18 protein-coding genes and 2 pseudogenes are annotated in these 22298 nt (G+C 66.0%); 14 read left to right on the forward strand and 6 right to left on the reverse strand.

The genetic code is table 11. The features are described 5' to 3' along the window. Positions 1-193: 193 nt before the first annotated feature. Positions 194-2017 carry a type VI secretion system baseplate subunit TssF gene (gene tssF / locus WS92_RS14365; RefSeq protein WP_059931291.1) on the reverse strand — a complete coding sequence of 608 codons (1824 nt, stop codon included), beginning with the start codon at positions 2015-2017 and terminating at the stop codon, positions 194-196. Positions 2018-2417: 400 nt separating this feature from the next. Between tssF and WS92_RS35810 the strand changes: the two genes are divergently transcribed. The 3 genes from WS92_RS35810 to WS92_RS14375 all read left to right on the forward strand — a co-directional run bounded on the left by WS92_RS35810 (position 2418) and on the right by WS92_RS14375 (position 6273). After that, positions 2418-2624 carry a hypothetical protein gene (locus tag WS92_RS35810; RefSeq protein WP_156442988.1) on the forward strand — a complete coding sequence of 69 codons (207 nt, stop codon included), beginning with the start codon at positions 2418-2420 and terminating at the stop codon, positions 2622-2624. Positions 2625-2676: 52 nt separating this feature from the next. After that, complete coding sequence (locus tag WS92_RS14370) at positions 2677-5097, forward strand: penicillin acylase family protein (protein WP_059931224.1); 2421 nt, start codon at positions 2677-2679, stop codon at positions 5095-5097. Between the two features lie 201 nt (positions 5098-5298). Continuing rightward, complete coding sequence (locus tag WS92_RS14375; protein WP_059931226.1) at positions 5299-6273, forward strand: LysR family transcriptional regulator; 975 nt, start codon at positions 5299-5301, stop codon at positions 6271-6273. A gap of 52 nt (positions 6274-6325) precedes the next feature. On the opposite strand, the gene atsR is transcribed toward WS92_RS14375, so the two are convergent. Genes atsR through WS92_RS14390 form a run of 3 tightly spaced genes read right to left on the reverse strand, consistent with a single transcriptional unit; the run spans position 6326 to position 9531 of the window. Beyond that, complete coding sequence (gene atsR, locus WS92_RS14380) at positions 6326-8134, reverse strand: hybrid sensor histidine kinase/response regulator AtsR (protein WP_059931228.1); 1809 nt, start codon at positions 8132-8134, stop codon at positions 6326-6328. Then, a complete protein-coding gene (locus WS92_RS14385) occupies positions 8131-8631 on the reverse strand; it encodes a putative pterin-binding protein (protein WP_006024658.1) in 501 nt (166 codons plus the stop codon). Before WS92_RS14385 ends, atsR begins: the two co-directional genes overlap by 4 nt. Before the next feature lie 24 nt (positions 8632-8655). Further along, positions 8656-9531, reverse strand: a complete 876-nt coding sequence (locus tag WS92_RS14390; protein ID WP_059931230.1) for a helix-turn-helix domain-containing protein — start codon at positions 9529-9531, stop codon at positions 8656-8658. A gap of 359 nt (positions 9532-9890) precedes the next feature. Here WS92_RS14390 and WS92_RS37175 point away from each other — a divergent pair. From WS92_RS37175 to WS92_RS14425, 7 genes and pseudogenes are all read left to right on the forward strand, one after another. Further along, positions 9891-10335, forward strand: a pseudogene (locus WS92_RS37175) (sel1 repeat family protein). A gap of 165 nt (positions 10336-10500) precedes the next feature. After that, positions 10501-11054, forward strand: a pseudogene (locus WS92_RS14400) (hypothetical protein); the annotation flags it as partial. 945 nt (positions 11055-11999) lie between these two features. Further along, entirely contained in the window at positions 12000-12902 is a 903-nt protein-coding gene (locus WS92_RS14405) for a phytanoyl-CoA dioxygenase family protein (RefSeq protein WP_006024663.1), read from the forward strand. Positions 12903-12912: 10 nt separating this feature from the next. Next, positions 12913-14148 carry an ATP-grasp domain-containing protein gene (locus tag WS92_RS14410; RefSeq protein ID WP_059931236.1) on the forward strand — a complete coding sequence of 412 codons (1236 nt, stop codon included), beginning with the start codon at positions 12913-12915 and terminating at the stop codon, positions 14146-14148. Between the two features lie 37 nt (positions 14149-14185). After that, on the forward strand, positions 14186-15283 hold the full coding sequence (locus WS92_RS14415) for an N-acetyltransferase DgcN family protein (protein ID WP_059931238.1): 1098 nt from the start codon (positions 14186-14188) through the stop codon (positions 15281-15283). Next, positions 15280-16611 (forward strand): ATP-grasp domain-containing protein, encoded by a 1332-nt coding sequence (locus WS92_RS14420; RefSeq protein WP_059931240.1) that lies wholly within the window; start codon positions 15280-15282, stop codon positions 16609-16611. The genes WS92_RS14415 and WS92_RS14420 overlap by 4 nt, the downstream gene beginning before the upstream one ends. Positions 16612-16681: 70 nt before the next feature. Beyond that, positions 16682-17830, forward strand: a complete 1149-nt coding sequence (locus WS92_RS14425) for an NAD(P)-dependent malic enzyme (RefSeq protein ID WP_059931242.1) — start codon at positions 16682-16684, stop codon at positions 17828-17830. 67 nt (positions 17831-17897) lie between these two features. On the opposite strand, the gene WS92_RS14430 is transcribed toward WS92_RS14425, so the two are convergent. Continuing rightward, positions 17898-18773 carry a LysR substrate-binding domain-containing protein gene (locus tag WS92_RS14430; RefSeq protein ID WP_015601957.1) on the reverse strand — a complete coding sequence of 292 codons (876 nt, stop codon included), beginning with the start codon at positions 18771-18773 and terminating at the stop codon, positions 17898-17900. On the opposite strand from WS92_RS14430, the gene WS92_RS36995 reads away from it, so the two are divergent. The 4 genes from WS92_RS36995 (at position 18772) to WS92_RS14445 (ending at position 21652) form a co-directional block, all read left to right on the forward strand. Next, positions 18772-18894, forward strand: coding sequence for a hypothetical protein (locus WS92_RS36995; protein ID WP_268907190.1), 123 nt, complete (start codon positions 18772-18774; stop codon positions 18892-18894). The genes WS92_RS14430 and WS92_RS36995 overlap by 2 nt on opposite strands. 31 nt (positions 18895-18925) lie before the next feature. Further along, positions 18926-19447, forward strand: a complete 522-nt coding sequence (locus tag WS92_RS14435) for a lipocalin-like domain-containing protein (RefSeq protein WP_141668035.1) — start codon at positions 18926-18928, stop codon at positions 19445-19447. A gap of 103 nt (positions 19448-19550) precedes the next feature. Beyond that, positions 19551-20489 (forward strand): EamA family transporter, encoded by a 939-nt coding sequence (locus tag WS92_RS14440; RefSeq protein ID WP_009916521.1) that lies wholly within the window; start codon positions 19551-19553, stop codon positions 20487-20489. Between the two features lie 77 nt (positions 20490-20566). Then, complete coding sequence (locus WS92_RS14445; RefSeq protein ID WP_059931246.1) at positions 20567-21652, forward strand: enolase C-terminal domain-like protein; 1086 nt, start codon at positions 20567-20569, stop codon at positions 21650-21652. 243 nt (positions 21653-21895) lie between these two features. On the opposite strand, the gene WS92_RS14450 is transcribed toward WS92_RS14445, so the two are convergent. Continuing rightward, positions 21896-22288, reverse strand: a complete 393-nt coding sequence (locus tag WS92_RS14450; RefSeq protein WP_059931293.1) for a response regulator transcription factor — start codon at positions 22286-22288, stop codon at positions 21896-21898. Positions 22289-22298 lie beyond the last annotated feature (10 nt).

Consider the following 22298-nt stretch of genomic DNA (forward strand, 5'->3'; position numbering starts at 1 on the left):
GTACGGGTTGACTCTGAAAAACCACAGTCGCCGGCAACGTTTCCGCTTTCGCGCGGCTTGCGGCTTGAAGGGCCGCTGCGCCCGGAAGTGGGGCGTCGCGCGCGATCCGGGCGAACGGACGCGATGTGGCGCCGTTTGCGCGCGTGTGACGGCCGTGACGGCTTGACCGGGCCGCGCGGGCGACGACGCGCCGCTACACGAGCTGCGCGATCGCGCTGCGCGGCTCGCATCGATGCAGCTCGCGGCCCGTGTCGCGCGAATACACGACGAGCTGGATGAAACCGTTCGGCGGCGCATGCAGCGCGAAGAAGCTGTCCATCACGTCGACGAACGCCTTCAGGCTGCTCGTGACGAAGGCGGCCTCGTTCAGCGTCAGCGCGATTTCGATGCCGCGCACGAACGTCGGCATCGGTTTCACGGCCATCCAGCGCACGGCGGCCTTGTGATCGAGATTCGCGATCGCGTCGATTTGCGGCACCGCGCCCGACGAGCGCGTCGCGTACTGGACGAGCAGCGCTTTCAGCGCGCCGAGCCCCGACGGTTGCAGCAGCAGCGCGTGCGGCGTCATCGCCGCGATCATGCGCCACAGCGCGCCGTGGTCGCGCGCAAACCGGCGGGCCGGCGTCGGCCGGCGCAGGAGCGCGATCCGGCCCGGCAGATTGTCCTTCTCGTTGAGCAGATCGCCTTCGGCGTCGCCGATCGGCAGCGTCTGCGGATAGTCGCCGTTCGTGCAGGTCAGCTCGACGTTCAACTGATCGGCGCGCGGCCTGACGGGCGCGCCGTCGGCGTCGACGAGCGCAAGCGCCGCGGGCGCCGCCGGCTGCGCGCCGTGCGCGAAGCGGTCGCGCGCCGCGACCCAATGGACAGGCTCCTTGCGGCCGCGCTGCCCGTGCAGCAGCGAGCGGTACGGCGTCACGTCGACGCTCGCGCCTTGCTCGCCTTCGCGCGCGATGCGCACCGCGTCGATCGAGCGCACCTCGATGCCGTTCGATTTCAGCGCCTGCGGCGTGACGGGGTACGCGGTCGCGGCGTCGCGCAGCGAAATCGGCATCGCGTCCTGGCTGAACAGATTGACGATCGGCGTGCAGAACAGGCGCAGGTTCGACGCGGTGAGCGTGTCGAGCGCGCGCGCGTGCTGCGAATCCGGCGCGACGTCGACGACGGGCAAGTGCAGCGACAGGCGCCGGCACGGCCCCGCCGCGCGTGCGATGCGCGCGACGTCGATGTCGACGAAATCGAATTTCGCCGGGAATGCGAAATATTCCATCAGCAGCCGGAACGGCGACGCGCTGCGACCGGGATCGAGCAGCGCGTCCTCGTCGGCGAATCCGACGGGCGCGAGCGGCACCTTCGATAGCGGCTTCCAGCGCCCGTCGCCGTCGAGCTCGATGAACGCGGCCGGCGTGCGCATCGCGAGCGTGTCGGCGAGCGCGGCGACGAGCGGCGCGTCGCCGTGCAGGTGCACGCGCAGGCTGCGCGCGCGCAGCGCCGTGAGCACCGGCTGCGCGGTCAGCGCATCGAACGTGATCGACACGATGCCTGCCGACGACGGCGGCATCTGCGCGGCGGACGGCGCGGCCGACGCCGGACGAAAGCGCGCGTCGACGATCGACACGGGCGCGAGCGCCACGTCGTAGGCGGTGCGGAACCGGTTCGCGCCGATGCGGCTCTCGAGCGTGGTGCCGCGCTCGATCGTCACGCCCTCCGTCAACTGGCTGAACAGCGAAGCCGCGTCGAACTGCGCGATCGAGCACGCGGGAAACGGGCGCAGATAGTCGGGGCACACGGTTTCGACGAGCGCCTCGGTGAACTCCGGATACTCGTCGTCGAGCGCCTCGCCGATCTGCGCGCCGAGGAGCGCGAACGACTGGAGCATGCGCTCGACGTGCATGTCGTCGGTCTGGCCGTCGGCGATGCCGAAGCGCGTCGCGATCTTCGGATGGCGGATCGCGAATTCGCGCACCGAGTGCCGCAGCAGCGCGATTTCGCGTTCGTAGTAGGGAAGGAGGTCGTTCATCGGCAAGAGGCGGTCCGGGTGAGGCCGGTCGGCGCGCATCGCATCGGCGCATCGCGGCGCAGCGAACGGGAAATCCTTGCCGTCATCGCCGGGATACGCGCCAAATGGCCGCATCATTGCCGCCTCGCGCTCGAATCGGCATGCGTTTCACGCGCTTCATCAAACCAGGATTGGCGGGCGACGAGGATGAACATTCCGCGTAATCGTGCAGCCGCATGATGTGAAAGGTATTTTTAATGTCTGAAAACAGTCGTCGCGGCAATCGTGGAGGCGACGCTGTCCGGCCCGGATTCATGTCCGGCAGATTGTCTGCGCAATCACGAATTATCGCAACCGTTATTCCGCCGGTATCGAAGCGCGCCGGCGGCGGTCATCGAATTGGAACATCCGGAGACGGCGATTGATTATCTATCGTCCGATTGGCGCGCGAATGCGAAACCGGTCGCGAACGTCGAATGCCGATATTCGCGGCGGGCGGAAGCGGGCGGCGAACGCACGCGACGCCTTGACGCAAGCGCCGCCGCTGCAGAATATTCGGGGGCAGGTCGCGCGGACGGCACGCGACGCGATCGAGCGGTTCGAGACGACCGATATCGACGAGCGGTGAAGGCCGCCCAACCTGCCGGCGCGCCGGCGCAACCCACGGACTCGCGCAAATCATGGCTTCGACCCGGAACCGCATGCAGCGCCGCCTGAAGATCCTGTCGGGCCTGATCTTGCTCTGTCTGCTGCTTGTGATCGCGGGCGCCGCCGCTTACCTGCGCGCGAGCCTGCCGCAGCTCGACGGCGACGTTCGCGCGCCCATGCTCGGCGCGCCGATGACGGCCGAGCGCGACGCGCTCGGCGTGCCGACGATCGCCGCGCGCGACCGGTTCGACGCCGCTTACGGCATCGGCTACCTGCATGCGCAGGACCGCTTCTTCCAGATGGACATGCTGCGCCGAAGCGGTGCGGGCGAGCTGTCGGAGCTGTTCGGGCCGATCGCGCTCGACGTCGATCGCGACCATCGCCTGTACCGCTTCCGCGCGCTTGCGGCCGCCGCCGTCGCGCATTTGCCGCCCGACGATCTGCGCCTGCTGCAACGCTACACGCAGGGCGTGAACGACGGGCTCGCCGCGCTGCGCGCGCGGCCGTTCGAATACGCGCTGCTGCGCATGCAGCCACAGCGATGGCGGCCCGAGGATTCGCTGCTCGTGATCTGGGCGATGTACTTCGACCTGCAGGGCAAGCTCGCGTCGCGCGCGTTCGCGCGACGCTGGCTGCAAGCGCATTCGACGCCCGAGCAGCTCGCGTTTCTGCTGCCGGCGTCGAGCCGCTTCGATGCGCCGCTCGACGCGCCGCTTGATGCGCCGCTTGATGCGCCGGGCATCGCCGTGCCGGGTGCGCCGGTGAGCGCGACCGCGCCGGCCTGGCTGCGCGACGCGCGGCCGGCGGCGTCGATCAGCAGCGTGTCGGTCGACGCGCAAACGTTGGTCGGCAGCAACAACTGGGTGATCGCGGGCGGCCGCACGGCGAGCGGCGCAGCGATCGTCGGCGACGACATGCATCTGTCGCTCGGCTTGCCGAACATCTGGTACCGCGCGATGTTCAAGCTGGGCGGCGGCGCGGGGGCGGCCATGCGCGTCGTCGGCGTGACGCTGCCCGGCTTGCCCGCCGTCGTCGTCGGCAGCAACGGGCGCATCGCGTGGGGCTTCACGAACGGCTATGCGGACTGCCTCGAACTGCTGCCGCTCGAGCGCGACGTTCGCGATCCGAATCGCTTCAGGCTCGGCGGCGCATGGCAGACCGCGCGCGAGACCGTCGAGACGATACGCGTGCACGGCGCGGCGCCCGTCGCGCTGACCGTGCTCGACACGACGGCGGGCCCCGTGCGCGACATCGGCGGCAAGGCCTACGCGGCGCATTGGATCGCGCAGGCGAGCGGCGCGGCGAATCTCGCCTTCGCGAAAATGATCGATGCGGCGGGCGTCGAGGACGCGATCGGCGTCGCCGCCGCGGCGGGCCTGCCCGCGCAGAACATCGTGATCGGCGACAGCGCGGGGCGCATCGGCTGGACGGTCGCGGGCGCGCTGCCCGATCGCCGAGGGCGAGGGCGGGGCGGGGCCGACGCGTCCGGCAACGGCGGCGCGCCGTCGTGGCAGACGGTATTGCCGCCCGACGCGCATCCACGCATCGTCGATCCGGCGGCCGGCCAGTTGTGGACCGCGAACAACCGGCAGCTCGCGGGCGACGCATACCGGCTGATCGGCGACGGCGGCGCGGATCTCGGCGCGCGCGCGAGCCAGTTGCGCGACGGCCTGACGGCGCTCGGGCGCACCGGCGAGCGCGCCGCGTACCGGCTCGATCTCGACGATCGCGCGCTTTTCATGTCACCCTGGCGCGATCGGGCGCTGCGCGTGCTCGACGAAGCGGCGCTCGCCGGCCATCCGGCGCGCGCGGAATTCCGCCGGCTGCTCGCGAGCGGCTGGACGGGGCGGGCGAGCGTCGACTCGGTCGGCTACACGCTCGCGCGCGGCTATCTGTATCGGCTCTACGACGTGCTGTTCGGCGGCCTCGACGCGCGCCTGAAGCAGCAGCGCGACGCCGATTACGCGTTGGCGAATCCGCGCTGGCCTGCCGTGATCGCGCGGCTGCTCGACGAGCAGCCGGCCGCGTGGCTGCCCGCGGACGCGGCGAGCTGGCGCGACGTGCAGCTCGCCGCGATCGACCGGACGATCGCGGCGCTGACCGCGAAGGGCGCGCCGCTCGCCGACGCAACCTGGGGCGAGCGCAACACGCTGCGGATCGCGCATCCGTTCGCGCGCAGCGTGCCGCTCGTCGGACGCTGGCTGTCCGCGCCCGCCGATCCGGTGCCGGGCGACGCGAACATGCCGCGCGTCGCCGCGCCGAAGTTCGGGCAATCGGAGCGGATGGTCGTGTCGCCGGGGCACGAGGAGCGCGGCCTCTTCAACATGCCGGGCGGACAGAGCGGGCATCCGCTCAGCCCGTTCTTCCTCGCGGGGCACGACGCATGGGTGAAGGGCGAGCCGCTGCCGCTGCTGCCGGGGCCGGCCGAGCACACGTTACGCTTCGTGCGTTGATTCGAGATGCGAACGATCGGGCGGGCGCGCGCCCGCAGCATCGCCGAGGTCGACGCCGACGCCCGAGCCGGCGCGTGCGTTGCGAACGCGCGGCGTGCGAAACGTCCGACTATTCGGCGAAAGCGAATAGTCGCGAAGCGGCTTGAATCCGGGCCGTCGCGTGCTCTATTCTGTTCCGTTGGCGATTCGAAGGGGAAGGGCATGGACCGCATTCAGGCAATGGAAGTCTTCACCCGCGTGGTCGATGCGAACAGCTTCACGCGGGCCGCGGAGACGCTCGGGATGCCGCGCGCGTCGGTGACGACGATCATCCAGAATCTCGAGGCGCTGCTCGGCGTGCGCCTGATGCATCGGACGACGCGCCGGCTGTCGCTGACGCCGGAAGGCGCCGCGTACTACGAGCATTGCATCAAGATCATCACCGAGATCGCGGAGACGGACGCGAGCTTTCAGGTCGGCAACCGCAAGCCGAGCGGCGCGCTGCGCGTGCACATGCCGAGCTCGCTCGGCCGGCGGCTCGTGATTCCCGCGCTGCCGATCTTCCGCCAGCGCTACCCGGACATCGTGCTCGATCTGGGGCTGTCCGATCGCCCCGTCGATCCGGTCGAAGAGGGGATCGACTGCATGATCCGCGTCGGGCCGCTCGAGGATTCGTCGATGGTCGCGCGGCGCATCGGGATGCTCAAGCGCGTCACCTGCGCGTCGCCCGACTACCTGAAGCGCTTCGGCGAGCCCGCGGAGATCGCGGAGCTGGCCGCGCATCATGCGGTGAATTTCCGCGCGAGCCACGGTTCGCGGCCTGTGCCGTGGGTGTTCGTGATCGACGGCAGACCGGTCGAGGTCAGGATGAACGGCGCCGTGACGGTCAACGATTCGGATGCCTACGTGACCTGCGGCGTCGAAGGCTTCGGGATGATCCAGCCGACGCTCTTCATGGTGCTGCCGCACCTGCTCGACGGCACGCTGCTGGAGGTGCTGCCGGGCTTCAATCCGAAGCCGAAGCCGATCTCGATCGTCTATCCGGACAACCGGCATCTGTCTGCGAAGGTCCGCGTGTTCGCCGACTGGATCGCCGAGCTGTTCGACTCGACGCCCGCGCTCGAAGGCGGCGAAGACTGGCGCAGCAGCGTCGCGGCGCGCGAGAAGCCGGCGCGGCGCAGGCAGGTCGCGGCGTAGTGGCGCGTCGCGGCGTGGCGGAGCCGGGCGTTGGCGCGGGTGGCCCGGCTTTTCAGCGCCGCAGCCGGTTCACGATGCCGCTGAGCGTGTCCAGATGAATCGGCTTGGGGATGAATGCATCGAAGATCGCGTGGTCGCCCGCAAGCATCGCCGATTCATACGCGCTCACGCCGAGTATCGCCGTCTTCGCCGCCGCGTCGGGCGACGTCGCCCAGCGAATCTGCTCGGCCACTTCGAAGCCGCTGATGTCGGGCAATTCCAGATCCAGCACGACGATGTCATGCCGGCATTCGCCGAAGCACCGCAGACCGTCCCTACCGGTGGCGCGCAAATCCACCTGGATGCCGAGCGCCGTCAGCATCGCGCCGAGCGTTTCGCGCGCGTTCTCGTTGTCGTCGACGACGAGCGCGCGCAGATCGCGATGCGGCATCTGCAATGACGGCTGCGCGTCGTTATCGGGCGCGTCTGCGCTGCCGGGCAGCTCGACCGGCAGCGTGACGACGAATTCGCTGCCCTCGCCGACGGCGCTGCGAACGTCGACATGCCCGCGCAGCGCGACGACGAGCTCCTGGACGACCGCGAGCCCCATCCCGATGCCGTCGACATGACGCACGCCCGGATCGTTCACGCGAAAGAACGGCTCGAAGATCTTCGACAGCAGATTTTTCGCGATGCCGACGCCGGTGTCGCGCACCGTGATTTTCATCGTTCGACTGGCAGGCGTGCCGGCCAGCTCCGCCGAGATCGCGATCGTTCCGCTGTGCGTGTATTTGATCGAGTTTTCGACGAGGTTGGACACGATCTGCTGGATCAGCTTGCGGTCCGACTTCACGACGAGCCCGGGCGGCTCGACGCGCAGCGCCGCGCCCAGGTGCTTGTCGCGGATCCTGCCGCGCAGCGGATCGAGAACGTCGGCGAGCAGCGGCGCGACCTCGACGGTCTCCGACTGAACCGACCGATTCGTCGACCGGAGCTTGATGTAGTCGGTCAGGTCCTTCACCTGCGCTTCGAGCGATGCGGCCGAGTTCTGCAGGCGCTTGATCGTCTTCATGTTCGCGTCGGACTGGGGCCGTGCGAGCAACACTTCGATCGAACCGCAGATCGCCTGCAACGGCGTGCGCAGTTCGTGGCTGACCATGCCGAGGAACGCGTTCTTCGCGGCGATCATCTCGAATGCGCGATCGGACGCCTTGCGTTCCGCGTCGAGCGCCGCCTGCTGCTGCTCGAGCAGACTGCCGCGCGTGCGTATCGTGTAGAACAGCAGCAGGAACAGCGCGCCGAGAATGACGCCGAGCACGCCGCCCAGCATGACGATCGCGCGGCGCTTCTCCTTCAATTGATGAAACGTGAAGTCGCGCTGCTCCATTTCGATCGCGCGAAAATAATTCGCGAGCGCGTTCACCTTGGGCCAGTGCCGGGCGAGGTCTTCCTGCACGCGCTTCGCCTCGTCGGGACGCTCGCGCAGCGCCGGAACGTCGCGACGCAGGCTCGCCATGAAGCGGGACAACCCGGCGATGTCGTCACGGGCCTTCGGGATGCTCAGCCAGTACGCGGAGACTTCGGACGGCCGCTCGAGGAAGCCGAACGACGCCTCGAGGCTGTCGAGCTGAAGCAGCACGTTGTCGAAGTCGCGATCCTGGCGGGCCGCATAGAGAATCAGTTGCCGGTCGAACCGGCTGAACGAGTTCCGGTATTGCGCGGCGGTCCAGAACACGCCTTCGCGCGGGCCTTCCAGAATGCCTTCCTTGACGGACGTTCCGAGCAGGTCGTACAGCAGGAACGCCCACGCGGCGAAGCCCAGAATCCACAAGGATCCCAGGGTGATGATGATTTTTTCGTTTCGCCATTTGACCTGGTTCATTTCACCGTGAGTCCGATGATCTGCCATGCGAACTTCGCTTCGCTGATCGGCGTCTTCAGCTCATCGGGGAACTGGTCGCGCGGATACATGATCCACAGCGGCCCGTAGTTGTTGTTGTCGAGCACCTTGCCGTTCATCGTCCGCGCGAGGATCACGCCGTATTTGTCGGCGTCGGAGGCGGGAATCGTGAACGTGTATTCGTCGATGCAATGGAACTCGATTTGCGTGCCGGTCGCGCCGACGGTCTTCAGGATGTCGCTCAGGCGCGGGCCGGTGAACGTCGCCTTCGGCGTCCAGCTCGTGGACGTCGTGATCGAATGCTGCGGCAGCGCCAGCAGCGCCGCTTCGGAAAAGACATACGCACGGCGTCCCGTCTGATTGGCGTGCTTGATGTTGCCGTCGACGGTGAACTTGAACGGGGCAGCGTGAGACGAGAGCGCGACGCCAAGCAGCAGCGCCAGCGCGAGGCTCTTTATCCAGTTCGTCGAAATCCGCATGGTTTCTCCTCGCAAAGTGGTGGTTCAACTCGCCTGCGCATTGGGCGGATACGCAATCTTCAGCGCGCGCGCGACCTCGGCGAACAGGATCGGCAGCCTGACCGGCTTCTCCTCGCAGCGGGCATTGAAGCTCGACACGATTTCCGCGATCTCGTCTTCGCTCGCCTCGCCGGTCGAGATCTTTCCGGTCAGCAGAAAGATCGGCGCATCGGCATTTTCGCTCGCGCGGATGCCGCGCACGAGATGCGCGGCGGTTTCCGCGCCGAGCATCCAGTCGAGAATGTATCCGTCGAAGTCCTCGACTGCCAGCGCCTGGCGAAACGAAGCGCTGTCGTAATACGCGATCGCGGCGACGCCTTTTTCGGCGAAGTACTCGCAGATCGTTTCGGCGACGTCGGGCGAGTCGTCGACGACCGCGATCCGCACTTCGTACGTGCTGCTTTCGCTCGAGCGCAGCTCGATCACGTCGACCGGATAAGCGCGGCCTTCGGGCGCGTGCTTCCTTTCGTAGACGACCCAACTGTCCTGCCACTGGAGCGCGACGAAATCCGAATCGGCCTGGCTGCTCGTCCTCGTCGCGATCGCCGCGCGACACCGGAAGCGGCGCGTCTCGATGACGAGCGTCGCGTCGTGCATGTCGACGGCCGGATTCGGCGAGGCGCCCTTGTCGTCGAGCAGGATCGCGGGCGGCACGCCGAAGTACGACGCGATGTCCTGAAGCTGCGACAGATTCCACGGAATCTGCCCTTTCATCTTGCGCGTGACGACGGAAAAACTCAGGCCGAGGATGTTGGCGATCGTCGTGTTGTGACTGCGCGGCGCAATGCCCGTCCGAGTGAGGAGATCGCGGACTTTGGTGGCGGTGATCAAGTCGGCGTTGGCCGAATCGGGATGGGTCATTTCGGTGCGCTCCTCGGTGGATTTTGGTGGAAGAATAACAAAAGTGACGTGATATGCAAATTTGTTTCGTTTGAATTGGCTTGACATGCCAATTTTCTGCATTATTATGACGTTCTGCGTCACCATTGTTCGATGCGTCATGTCCGATGACGGGCGATACATGGCGATGTCGGCTTCCGACGCGAAAGAAAAAACGGGTGCGTCGGGCCGAACGACTAGACAAGGGGAACCTGAGAGAGGTCTTGTGCAATAGCGTCCGATGACGGCGGCGTCGCATCCGCTGCGTCGGGCGGTATGGCTTGGTGCGGGTTCGAGCGATTTCAATTTGCAACTCAAAAAAGACTCGAGGTCACGCCCAAATGCGCTGCCGTTTGTTCGCGTCGTCGCTGCTGTTGTGGCTGGCCGCGTATGCGCAGAATCCGTCCGCGAGCGACATGGCACGGATATGCGCCGATCACGGCTGCTTCGATCGGCCTTAAAAATCAGATGTCCTATGAGTCGAAAAAGGACGATGCCGAGCAGGAGGGCCCGCGGATCGCGGCGCTGAAGGAGCGCGCGAAAACCGAGCCGAAGGCGGCTTACGACCTGAGCCTGCGCTACTTCCGCGGCGACGGCGTTCGGCAGGACAGCTACCAGGCGCTCGGCGTCTTCTATCTGTTCGGCCTCGAAGAGATGGGCGCGCACGCGCGCGGACGAAGAGGATTGCAAGTGACGCACGCAATGGCGTGACGTCTATACGGCTACTGGTATTCGGGCTATCCGTACCTCGGCGTCTGGCGACAGACGGACTGGTCCTGGTATTGACCGTGTGCCGGCGTCAACGGGGCGATCGCAGGAGACCAACTCATCGCGCGCTTTGCCGGGGTGGCTTAACGGGGTTCGCACGAACGCGCAAGCCGAAAATAAAGACCAGCGACATCGATAACGACATGAAGACCATCTTTTCCCCCCACTCATTCTCAAGACGGCGGGCGCAATGCGGACTGGTGGGGGCCGTTCGGCAGCGCGACGAAGGTGACGAGCATCGATCCGCTGCTGCGCCTCGCCGTGCAGCGGTCGAGCCGCTTCGTCATCACGTCGATCGGCAATCCGAAGCGCGACGCGCGCCTGATGCGGATCACCGGCTTGCAGCGCAATTCCGGCGAATACCGCGCGGGCTCGAAGCAGCACAAGGGGCAGCGCGTCGCGGCCGATTACTGCATGGACCCGCAGATCGCGATCGACGATTCGCCGGTCGGCGGCATCGGCAGCATGATCGGCGGGCTGACCGGCGACAGCGCGGTGTCGATGCTTGCGGGCAGTGTGAAGACGAAAGCGTCGGTCGTCATGCTGACGCTGTTCGACATCCGCTCGGCGGTGTGGATCGCGGCGGCCGAGGGGAGTTCGACGACGCCAGAAGGCAAGGCGACCGTGGTCGCGTTCTCATCGACGCATGGAACAAGTTCGTCGTCGCGGTGCGCAATTGCAAGGCGCAGGACGTGAAGGGCGGGCTCGGGCGCGGCGGGCAATTGCAGGTCAACTGACGCGGGGTGCGCGCGCCGCCGGCGGGCTCGCTTCGGGCGACGATCGGCGACGGCGCGCAAGGTCTTTCGTCTTCGATTGGAGAGAGGCGGCGGCGCGCTGCCGTCTTGCCTGCGGCGACTTGCGGGCGAGGTCGAAGGCGAGGGGGGGCGGCATTGCAAGCCGAGAATCCGGTACGGGGACCGGGATTCCGGCTTGGCAAGGGGTTCGGGCTCGTGGCGGGCGTGGGCTTCTTGTTCGGTTCGGATCGCGCGAATGCTGGCAGTGATGACGGCAGGCGGGCGCTTCGATGGATGCCGGCCAGGTGGTGGTGACTTGTGCGCGGAGAAGCTGCGCCAAGTGGCTGGCTAAGTAGTGAAGATGAAGCCCCTGGTAATCGGTCGATTCCAGGGGCTTTGATTTTGGGGGAGTGGGTGGGTTGAAAGCCCGGCGCGACGAATTCTGATTCGGCGCGTGACGGGGCGCTCGCCCAAGCTCCGCGCTCCGGTCGCTCGTCGGTTACGGTCCGAAAACGGGTGGGAGACGGGCTCGGCGATATAGCGCGCAGTGTCCCGCGCAAGCTTTCGCCGTTTCGCCAATCGTCTCGAAGAAGCGGGCATCTTGCCACCTTACATGCACGGGTGATCCTCCATCGCCTCGCGCGTGTGCCGCGAATCGGCCTATCGGCCCGCAGCGCTTGCGCGGCTGAGGGCCCGCGCATCGCGCGTCGGCGCTTCATCACGATTCGATTCGTAAAGACGGGTGACGAGTGCGAAGCCACGGCTCGACTCGGCGGTCTTTGGCGCGTGTGACTGCACGCGGTTCTCCGCCGCCCGCTTGCGTGCCGGCGGGCGCGCTATACCTTCGTCTAGCTGTCGGCGTGGTGGGCGCGGCGATACGATGGGTTCCAGCAGGCAAGCAGCGAGACGGACAAACAGTCAGATTCGATTACTCAGCGAGGGCGCGACATGTCATTTCACCTTTCCGATGAAGAAGTGGCCGCGTTCGACGAGAACGGTTTTCTCGTCGTCCGCGATTTGCTGGACGCCGAAGCACTCGCGTCGATGCATGCGGCGATCGCCGAGATCATTGGCGCTGCCAACGACTTGCGCGAAGTCGCGGAACTGGAGCCGGATGATCCGTCGATCATCCGGCGCATCTGGGAACCGTCGAAGCGCCACGCCGCCTTTCGTGCGATACAAGAGGACCCGCGCATCGTCGATCGGCTCGAATCGCTGATCGGGCCGGATATCGTCTTTCACCACAGCAAGCTCAACATGAAGGGGCCGCGCGTTGGTTCACCTGTCGAGTGGCACCAGGATTTTTCCTATTATCCGCATACGAACCCGAAACTGGTCGCGTGTCTCGTCTACCTCGACGACGCCGGCGAGGACAATGCATGCCTGCGCGTGTTGGCCGGCTCGCATCGCGCGTCGATCTACGATCATACGGAGCACGGCTATTTTCGCGGCAAGGTCGCCCTCGCGAATCTGCCGGCGGGGTGTACGGAGATGACGGCCTCCGGCGGCGCTGGCACGGTGGTCTTCCTGCATTGCAAGGCTTTGCATCGTTCCGATTCGAATCGCTCGGAACACTATCGCCGCTGCTTCATTCCCGCGTACCGCGCCGCCGACGCGCTGCCGATCTACTACGGGCCGCATGCCGCGCACAACGAGCCGGGAACCTATCTGCTGCGCGGGCAGCGCCGTCCGGTCGCGCTGAGCGAGGCCGGGGAATACCCGCTGCCGATCACGGAGAAGGCCTTCAACTCGCTCTATGCGCTTCAGCAAGGCGAGCACTTGCTCGCCGACGAACTGCACACTCGCTCGAGCGGATACGCGACGCACGTGCAGGCCGCAGCGCAAAAGTGACGAGGGCGCGATGAATCCGCATGTCCTGGTGATGAACCGCTGGCCGCAGTATCGGAACGATCGTCAGTGGGATCATGAACTCTGCCGCTACGACGACATCGTTGCGCCGCATTGCGATGTCAGCTATCTGTGCGACGATGAGGGCCGTCGCGGCGTGCCGGCTACGGCCGATCCCAGCCGCGTGCATGCCGTCGCCGATTTCGACGATATCGGCGCGTTGCTCGAGCGGGTGGCGAGCGTGATCGACATCCACGGGCCGATTACGCACGTGCTGGCGTTTTCGGAATATTTGCTCGATTCGGCGGCAGTCGTCAGGGCGCATTTCGGCATTCCGGGGCATTGGCCCGACGACGTCGACCGGTTTCGCGACAAGACCGAGATGAAGCGGTTGCTGCGGGCGGCGGGCATTCGCGTGCCGGCGTGGTTCGCATGTGACGGAGCGGACGACGTCGATGCGCGCGCGCTCGAACTGGGATTCCCGCTGATTCTGAAACCGGTGCGCGGCGCGTCGAGCAAAGGCGTGCTGAAAGTGGCGTCCGCTGATGCGTGGCGCCGCGTCGTCGAAACGAGCGATCTTCGCGGGTTCGAGATCGAGGAGTATATCGACGGCGACATTCTCCACGTGGACGGCGTGGTCGATGCCGCCGGGCGGAGCGTGTTCGCGTCGGTCAGCCGGTATGTCTCGTCTTGCCTCGATTTCGAATCCGGCGCGCCGCTCGGCTCGATCGTGCAGACCGAATCGCCCGCGACGGCCGCGTGCCGCTCGTTTGCGGCCGCCTGTCTGCAGGCGCTCGGATTGCGCAGTTCGGCATTCCATCTCGAGTTGTTCGACCGCAACGGCGAGCTCACCTTTCTCGAAATCGGCGCGCGCGTGCCGGGCGCCGACGTGCCGTACGTCCTGCATCGCGTTTTCGGCGTCAATCTGTTCCGGATGTGGGTCGACGTCGTGCTCGGTCGCCCGATACAGCCGCCGCGGCCGGCGGCCACGAGCGGCGGCTGGCTGACGATTCCGCGCCCGGGCCCGCTGCCGCGCAAGGTGATCGCGGCACCTTCCCTGATCGGACGCGTGCCGGGACTCTATCGCGAGCTGGTTCCCGCCGCGGGCGAGATGCTGGCCGACACCGGCGGCGGCTATACGCACCTGCAGGGCGGGCGTTTTCTCGTCGAAGGCGACAGCGAAGCGCAGGTGCTCGCTTCGATGAGCGCGATCAGGGCGCAATACGTGCTGGAAACTGTCCCCGCGTAAAGCGCTTTTCCGTTTGACCGTTCAATGGAGGCTCTGGATGCAAACCTTATCTCATGCCGAACTGCTCGCGAAGAAGTGCGTGGTTTTTGCCGAAGGTTGCTTCGGACTGTTCACGAGCAAGGTCGCGGCGTCGTATCTTCGCTACCGGCCCGACCGCTGCCTCGCCGTGATCGATAGCACCCAGGCCGGCAAGCGCGTGGAGGAGGTGATCGGCTACGGCGGCGACATCCCGATCGTGGCGGACATCGAGCGCGCGCTGGAATTCGATCCGGAGGTGCTGTTCATCGGCAAGGGGCTGCATTCCGCGCAATTGCCGCCGGGCTGGAAGGAGCCGATTCGCATCGCGATGCAGTGCGGCCTGCATGTGATCAACAGCATCCATTTCAGACTGCGTACCGATCCCGATCTCGCAAAAGCCGCGGACGAGGCCGGTATCGCGATCTGGGAGACGAAGGAGCCGGTTCCGCTCGAGCTCAACAAGGCGCGCGTGCTCGAGCTGAACTGTTTCGTTGCGCACACGTGCGGCAGCGATTCGAATATCGGGAAAAAGACCACGGCGCTCGAGATTACCCGCGAGGCGAACCGACGGGGTATTCGCACCGGATTCGCGGCGACGGGGCAGACCGGCATGCTGATCTCCGGCACCGGGATCGTCGTCGATTGCATTCCGAGCGATTTCGTCGCCGGCGCCGCGGAACGGGTGGTGCTCGACGCGGCCGTCGGGAACGACTGGGTCGTGCTCGAAGGGCAGGGATCGCTCAATCACATCGGCGCGAGCGGCATTGCGCTCGCGCTGCTGCATGGCGGTTTGCCGCATGCGTTGATCTTTTGCCACCGGCTCGGGCTCGAGCGCACGAAAGTCTGGAATACGAAGATTCGGCCGCTTCCGGAGCTGATCCGTCTGAACGAGGCGCTGACGGTTTTCGAACGGCCAGCGAAGGTCGTGGCGATCAGCGTCAACAGCGCGGGCCTGAGCGACGACGCGTACCGTAGCGAAGTGCGGCGGTTGCAAGAACAGACCGGATTGCCCGTCGTCGATCCGTGCCGTGACGGAGCTGGCCTGCTCGTCGATGCGCTGCGCGCGTATCAGCAAATGCACGATGCGCGTCGGCCGGTTGGGGAGGCCGCGCAATGAAGGACGCGATCGTCTTGTTGATGCACCAGGGCAATTCGTTTACGCGCGAGCTGAATGCGCTGCTCGCCACGCGCGACATCGCGATCGTCGCGATCAGTTCGCTGCCGCCCGATCAGGATGTGTTCGATCGCAACAAGCCGCTGCTCGACGACTGGGTGCTCGCCGAGCGCGCCGAGCTTGCGCAGGCCGACATCGACGAGGCGGTCCGGACGTTCGAGCGGCGCGGATACCGGCTGCTGGCGGCCATCGCGACTTTCGAGGGCTATCGCTTGCTGATGGCCGATTTGAATCGCGCGCTCGGTACGCGCGATGCGCCGCGCGAGGCGCTGGAGCTCGGGCTCGACAAGTTTCGCTGCCGGGACTTTCTCCGCCGTGCCGGATTGAGCGCTGTCGAGTGCATTCCGCTTGACGCCGACGCCGACGCCGACGGCGACCCGGCGCGGCTCGATCTGGACCCGTCGCGCCGCTGGTTCGTCAAGCCGGTGCGCGGCGCCGCGTCGTTCGGATGCTTCATTCTGGATAGCGCGCGCGATCTCGACGATCTGCCGAGAATGCGCGCGCAGATGCTTGGCGACCGAAAGCTGTCGGCCATCTTCATGGGCAAGTACGGCTTCTTCGCGGAGGAATACGTCGAGGGGCCGGAATTCAGCTTCGAGCTCGTCGCGTCCGGGCAGCCGCGCGTCGTTTGCATTCACGAGAAGGCTCGGGTCGAACGGCGGCGGCGAACGACGCTCGAAAGCATGTCGATTTCGCCGCCGATTTCATTGCCGCGCGACACCTTGCTGGAAGGCGCGCGATTCGTCTGCGAATGCCTGACGCGCATCGGTCTGACGGAGGGCGCGTATCACGTCGAGATGAAGTACTGGGAGGCGAAGCAGCGCTGGGAAATCATCGAGGTCAACCCGCGCATGGGCGGCAGTCTGATCAACGCCAGCACCGAGCGCGTGACCGGCGTGTCGATGCTCGAGATGTGGCTGCGGGCGCTGCTGTTGAAGGACGACGCCGAGCGCGCGGTGCTTCACGCGTTCATCGATCGCGTGTCGCAGCTCGCGCGCCTCGACGATCCCGCCGAGCAGCGGGCCACCGTATTCGTCAGCAAGTACGGTGAAAAAGGCCGCACGATCGAGTCGATCGGCTATGACCCGGCCGGATGCGCGCCCGACTTGATCGAGCTGCACGGCAAGCCGGGGCTCACCCTCGAGGATTCGGATCGAGCGATCTGCGTGATGGACGCGCTCTGGGCAGTCGACAGACAGACGCTCGCGCAATCGGTCGAACTGCTCGAGCGCGAATCAGATGCGCGTTTCCGGATCAGCTATCGCGAATAGCGGATGCCCGCCGGCTTGCCGCCGGAGGGTGCGTTTTTTCTCAATCCAGTCCAAATCCAGTCGAGAGCTCATGCTCATGATCGATCTATCTCATCCGGCGTTTCAGGCGCATCTCGGTGGAAAGCTGCAGGTGACGGGCAGAGTGGGCATCGAGACCCGCGAAGACCTCGCCCGTGTCTATACGCCCGGTTTCGCCCGAGTCGCCGCAGCGATTCATCGCGACCCGGAACTGATCCGGCGCTATACGATTCGCCAGAACACCGTCGCGATCGTGACTGACGGCACGGCCGTATCCGGCATCGGCGACGTCGGGCCGCAGGCCGCGCTTCCGGTGATGGAAGGCAAGTCGCTCGTGTTCCGCCGTTTCGCAGGCATCAACGCGGTGCCGATCTGCGTCGACACGCGTGACAGCGGCGAGATCGTCGATACCGTGGCCCGCATCGCGCCGGCTTTCGGCGCGGTGATGCTCGAGGATATCGCGGCGCCGCGCTGCTTCGAGATCGAGGCGCGGCTCGAGTCGATGCTCGGCATTCCGGTATTGCACGACGATCAGCACGCGACCGCGATTTCGGCGGGTGCCGCGCTCCTCAATGCGCTGAAGCGAATTGGCAAGCGGATCGATGAAATCAAGGTTGTGATGGTGGGGGCAGGAGCGGCCGGCACCGGCTGCGCGAAGCTGTTCAAGCAGCTCGGGGTGGCGCGGCTGATCGCGTGCGACCGCGCCGGCGCGATCCATCGCGAACGGGCCGATCTCAATATCGCGAAGGCGTGGTTTGCCGAGCATACGAACGACGCGTGCGAGACCGGCACGTTGCGCGACCTGCTGGCGGGGGCCGACGTGTTTCTCGGCGTGTCGGGGCCGGGGGTGGTGACGGCGGGTGATATCGGCTCGATGGCGCGCGATCCGATCGTCTTTGCGCTGGCGAATCCAGAGCCGGAAATTCTGCCGGCGGACCTGCGGACGACGCCGGCCATCGTCGCGACGGGCCGCAGCGACCTGCCGAACCAGATCGACGGCGGGCTGGCCTATCCGGGGCTCTTCCGCGGCGTGCTGGACAGCCACGCGCGGGCTTTCACAGACGCGATGAAACTGGCCGCCGTGCACGCGCTGGCAGGCCTCGTCGACGTGGATCAACTCGACGCCGGCTGCATCATTCCGGACATCTTCGACGAGCGGGTCATGCCCGCCGTCGCGGCAGCGGTAGCCGGTGCGGCATGACAGCGCTGCCTGGAACCGGCGCGGCCCGCGCGGACGGCATGGCGGCGGCTTGTCGCCATGCCGGGCGTTACGCTGCAAGATGCTCGGCGGCGCTTTTCAACACGACCTGCTTGAGCTGATCGAGCGCGGGCGACAGCTTCCGGTGGGCACCATGCAGGCAAAGGTCGACCGAAGGCAGTTCCGGGAGGCCGTCCTGCGTGCCGAGCCGCCGCAGCGCGGACGGAATGCCCGCGGCCGTGCGCAGCGTGATGCCGAGGCCCGCGGCGACGCCCGCCCACAGGCTGTTCAGGCTCGCGGTGGTGTAGGCAAGCCGCCACGAGACGTTTGCGTCGTCGAGCGCCTGCACGCCTATGCGGCGGAACAGGCAGGGCGGATTGTAGAGCGCGAGGTCCAGCGGGCCGTCGGAGCTCGAGAGGGGTTCGACGTTCGCCGGACCGATCCAGGTCATCGGCAGCCGCGCGACGTGCTCGGCGTCGGGGCGCGTCTGATGATCGAGGGCGAGGACCAGATCGAGCTCCCCTTTGTCGAGACGTTCGAGCAGCAGGCGATTGGGTTCGACCGCAACTTCGACGCGCACGGCGGGATGGGTTTTCTTGAATGCGCCGAGGACGGCGGGCAGCCAGGTTTCCGCGAAATCGCCCGGCAGCCCGAAACGTACGCTGCCTTCGAGCACGGCGCCGCGCACCGAGCGTATGGCTTCGTCGTTGAGGTCGAGAATGCGTTTCGCATAGGAGAGGATCACGTCGCCCGCGTCGGTCAGCACGAGTCCGCGCCCTTGGCGGCGAAACAGCGGCAGGCCGACTTGCTCCTCGAGCTTGCGGATTTGCTGACTGATTGCAGATTGGGATCGGCCGACGCGCTCCGCCGCGCGATTCAGGCTGCCCAATTGATGAGCGGCCAGCAGCGTTCGCATCACATCCATATCGAGATTCGGTGGAGACATGATTCAGTTTTCCCGCAGCGTCGATGCAGAATTATCGCATTTCTTCCTGAACCGTTTGGCTATTATCGAGGCGATGGTTGCGTCTAAAAACGGAAGCCGGTTTTGTGCGAATGAAACATGATTTTTGATTGACTGGATGACGATTCGGGAGTTTGAACATGACAGAAGGGCGAACGCTGATTAAATCGGCAATGGCGCTGGCAATTTCCGCAGGGATATTCGCGACGCCGGCGGCATTCGCCGCGGGCGATTCTGCGGCGTCGCTTGCCGGCACCTGGACCCTTGTCGCAGCGGACGTCGAACATCCGGACGGCACGCGTGCCAGGGATTACGGCACCGCGCCGTCCGGCCTCATGATGATCGATCGCGAGGGACGTTATTCGGTGCAGATATTCAAGGCGGAACGCAAGCGCTTCGTTTCGGGCGACAAGCGCTCGGGAACGAATGCCGAATACAGGGATGCGGTGATGGGATCGAGCACGCACTTCGGCACGATCGAAATCGACCATGCCGCGCACTCGCTGGCTTTTCATGTTCAGCATGCGTCATTTCCGAACTGGGAGGGCGAACGGCAAATGCGCACGTATGAACTGAACGGCGACGAATTGAGCTATCGCGTCGTCGCGCGTCCGAACGGCGACGTGCCGATATCGGTGTGGAAGCGGGCGCAATGAGTCCGTTCGCAAGACGCGGGTTTCGTGGTTCGCAAGCATGCGGAACGCGGGCGGGTGTGGCTGTCTGCACGACCCGATCGTCGATCGAGTCATGCGGATAACTATGGAGATGCCGTTGCAAGTCTCGACCGTATGGGAATGGGCGTGGGTGCCTATCGTGCTGTGCGCCGCGTTCGGGCGCACCGTGCGCAATGCCGCGCAGCGCAGCCTGACCGAGCAGGCGGGAACGTTGCCGGCGACGCTGGTGCGCTTTTTGTACGGCTTGCCGTTTTCGCTGCTCTGGGTGCTGCTGTTATGGCGGGCGGCGGGCGGGCTGCCCATCGTCACGCCTGCCTGGGCGGGCTGGTTGACGCTCGGCGCGGTCGCGCAACTGGGCGGCACCGCGTTGCTGCTGATGGCGATGAAGCAGCGAAATTTCGTCGTGTCGGTGGCTTTCTCGAAGACCGAACCGTTGCAAGTGGCGTTGTTCTCGCTGCTGGTCCTGCATGAAGCGCCGAGCCGGATCTCGATGCTCGGCATGCTGATCGCGATGTTCGGCGTGATCCTGCTGACCTGTCCGAAACCTGGGCAGCATGCAGCGGCTGCGAGTGCGGGCGGCCGGCTGGGCCTGTCCGCCGTCTATGGTCTGGGCGCGGGGGCGTCGTTCGCGCTGATGGCGGTCGGCTATCGCGCAGCGGCGCTGCACCAACCGGGCATTACGCCGTGGCTGAACGGCGCATGGGGTGTGCTGTGGGCGCAGTTGATCCAGTCGGTCCTGCTGGGCGGATATCTGGTGCTGACGAATCGCTCGGGGTTGCTCACGATCATTCGGATCTGGCGTTTTTCGCTGACGGTCGGAACGGTCGGCGCGCTCGCGACGATCGGGGAGTTGACCGCGCTCGCGTTGCACGGCGCGGCGGATGTGCGCACGCTCGGGCTGATCGAGGTGCTGTTCAGTTATCTGGTGTCGCGCAAGCTGCTACGCGAAAAACTCGGCGCGTTCGAGCGCTGGGGGCTGACGCTCGTCACCTCCGGGCTCATCGTCGTATGCGCGCAGTTCTGACGGTTCGGGCGGCGGCGCCCGGCGCATGGTGACTCGTCGCCAAGCCGGGGCCGACGCGCAAGACGAGGGAGGGGGGCATGTCGTCTGTATTGACGTTTCGCGAGTTGACGGCCACCGCGGTGCGGTTGCCGATGTCGAACCCCATCCGCACGGCGAGCGGCCTGATCGCGGACGCGCCGTTCGTGTTGATCGACCTGCATACCGAGCAGGGGGTGACGGGCCATGCCTATTTGTTCGTATTCACGCCGATCGTGCTCAAGCCATTGTCGACGCTGATCGCGTCGTTCGGCGAGCTGCTCGAAGGAAAGCGGCTCGCCCCGCTTGATGCGCGCGATCTGCTCGAGTCGTATTTCCATCTGGTCGGCAATACCGGGCTCGTCAGCATGGCGGTGGCCGGCGTCGAGATGGCGCTTTGGGATGCGCACGCCCGCGCGCTCGGCGTGCCGCTCGTCCGTGCGCTCGGCGGCGCGCCACAGCCCGTTCCGGCTTATTCGAGCATCGGCATGCTCGGCGTCGACGCTAGCTGCCGGCTCGCGGAGCAATCGCTGGCGCGCGGTTTCCGCGCGATGAAAATCAAGATCGGCTACGTGACGCTCGAACAGGACCTCGAAGTCGTCCGAGCGGTGAAATCCGTGCTCGGAGAGCAGTCGATGCTATGCGTCGACTACAACCAGGGATTGACGCTGGACGAGGCGATTCGCCGTTGCCGCGCGCTCGACGAGTTCGGATTGGGCTGGATCGAGGAGCCGACCCGACAGGATGACTACGCAGGGCATGCGCGCATTGCGCGCGAAACGATCACGCCGATCCAGATGGGCGAGAATTGCTTCGGGACGAGCGAGCTTGCGAAGTGCATTGCCGCCGGCGCATCGGATCTGCTGATGTTCGATCTGATGAAGATCGGCGGCGTGTCGCGCTGGCTGCACGGCGCGGCGTTGGCCGATGCGGCGTCACTGTCGGTCAGTACGCACAATTATCAGGAATTCAGCGCGCACCTGATGGCGGTCACGCCGACCGCGCACTGGTTGCAGTACTACGACTACGCTGATCCCGTGCTTGCCGAGCCGATGCGGATCGTCGACGGGAATGCGCTTCCGGGCGAAACGCCCGGAAGCGGCGTCGAATGGGACCAGGCGGCGCTCGCTCGCTATCGGATTGCGTGAATTCCATGCGAGGGGCGGCATCGAGTTCGGGGCGCGCGGCGGGCGATGTCGGATGGCACCCGGCGGACCGCGCGCCGCCGCCTCGTCCCCGCGTGGTCGACGATATGGGAAGTCGAAGCCGGGCTCGAATGATCCGGCCTTTCGGCGGAAGGCCGGGCGATGACTCGGACGAGTCTGTCGGGGTTCGGGGAAATAGGGATGACGGTGTGTACGATTCGCAGACGGCGCAAGCCTCGCGCTCGCTCAGTACACGTTGGTCGATTCTTCACCCATTTTGTCCCGGATGAGATCGATGCCGCGCACGGCCGCCGTGGTGCGGTTCCGGACACCCAGCTTCTTGAACAGCACGCCGATGTGCATCTTGACGGTCACGATTTCGATGCCGAGCAGACGTGCAATGGCCTTGTTCTGGTAGCCCTGGATGATGTAGGTCAGGATTTGTTGCTGCCGGGACGACAGTTTCGGAGGAGTCTGGCCGGATTCGCTGTCCAGCGTCGGCTGCGAGGTGGGTTGCCAACGGTGCTTGGGAGACGTACACGAACTTTCCGACGGCATCGCGTGGCGTTGCGATCGGGCGCGGCTGTCGGCTTGCGACGCATGCGTATCGTTGCCGTCGAGTTTGAATCGATTGTCCACGGGCATCTCC

This window comes from Burkholderia sp. MSMB1588, assembly GCF_001546925.1.
In the GTDB taxonomy this organism is placed as follows: Bacteria; Pseudomonadota; Gammaproteobacteria; order Burkholderiales; family Burkholderiaceae; genus Burkholderia; species Burkholderia humptydooensis.

Excerpts from the sequence above, each read along its gene's own strand:
- WS92_RS14375 (WP_059931226.1), top strand. The coding sequence starts at position 5,299 with ATGGACCGCATTCAGGCAATGGAAGTCTTCACCCGCGTGGTCGATGCG.
- atsR (WP_059931228.1), bottom strand. The coding sequence starts at position 8,134 with ATGAACCAGGTCAAATGGCGAAACGAAAAAATCATCATCACCCTGGGA.
- WS92_RS14445 (WP_059931246.1), top strand. The coding sequence starts at position 20,567 with ATGTCGTCTGTATTGACGTTTCGCGAGTTGACGGCCACCGCGGTGCGG.
- WS92_RS14415 (WP_059931238.1), top strand. The coding sequence starts at position 14,186 with ATGCAAACCTTATCTCATGCCGAACTGCTCGCGAAGAAGTGCGTGGTT.
- WS92_RS14385 (WP_006024658.1), bottom strand. The coding sequence starts at position 8,631 with ATGCGGATTTCGACGAACTGGATAAAGAGCCTCGCGCTGGCGCTGCTG.
- WS92_RS14425 (WP_059931242.1), top strand. The coding sequence starts at position 16,682 with ATGCTCATGATCGATCTATCTCATCCGGCGTTTCAGGCGCATCTCGGT.
- WS92_RS14405 (WP_006024663.1), top strand. The coding sequence starts at position 12,000 with ATGTCATTTCACCTTTCCGATGAAGAAGTGGCCGCGTTCGACGAGAAC.
- tssF (WP_059931291.1), bottom strand. The coding sequence starts at position 2,017 with ATGAACGACCTCCTTCCCTACTACGAACGCGAAATCGCGCTGCTGCGG.
- WS92_RS14440 (WP_009916521.1), top strand. The coding sequence starts at position 19,551 with ATGGAGATGCCGTTGCAAGTCTCGACCGTATGGGAATGGGCGTGGGTG.
- WS92_RS14370 (WP_059931224.1), top strand. The coding sequence starts at position 2,677 with ATGGCTTCGACCCGGAACCGCATGCAGCGCCGCCTGAAGATCCTGTCG.
- WS92_RS36995 (WP_268907190.1), top strand. The coding sequence starts at position 18,772 with ATGATTCAGTTTTCCCGCAGCGTCGATGCAGAATTATCGCATTTCTTC.
- WS92_RS14420 (WP_059931240.1), top strand. The coding sequence starts at position 15,280 with ATGAAGGACGCGATCGTCTTGTTGATGCACCAGGGCAATTCGTTTACG.
- WS92_RS14390 (WP_059931230.1), bottom strand. The coding sequence starts at position 9,531 with ATGACCCATCCCGATTCGGCCAACGCCGACTTGATCACCGCCACCAAA.
- WS92_RS14410 (WP_059931236.1), top strand. The coding sequence starts at position 12,913 with ATGAATCCGCATGTCCTGGTGATGAACCGCTGGCCGCAGTATCGGAAC.
- WS92_RS14430 (WP_015601957.1), bottom strand. The coding sequence starts at position 18,773 with ATGTCTCCACCGAATCTCGATATGGATGTGATGCGAACGCTGCTGGCC.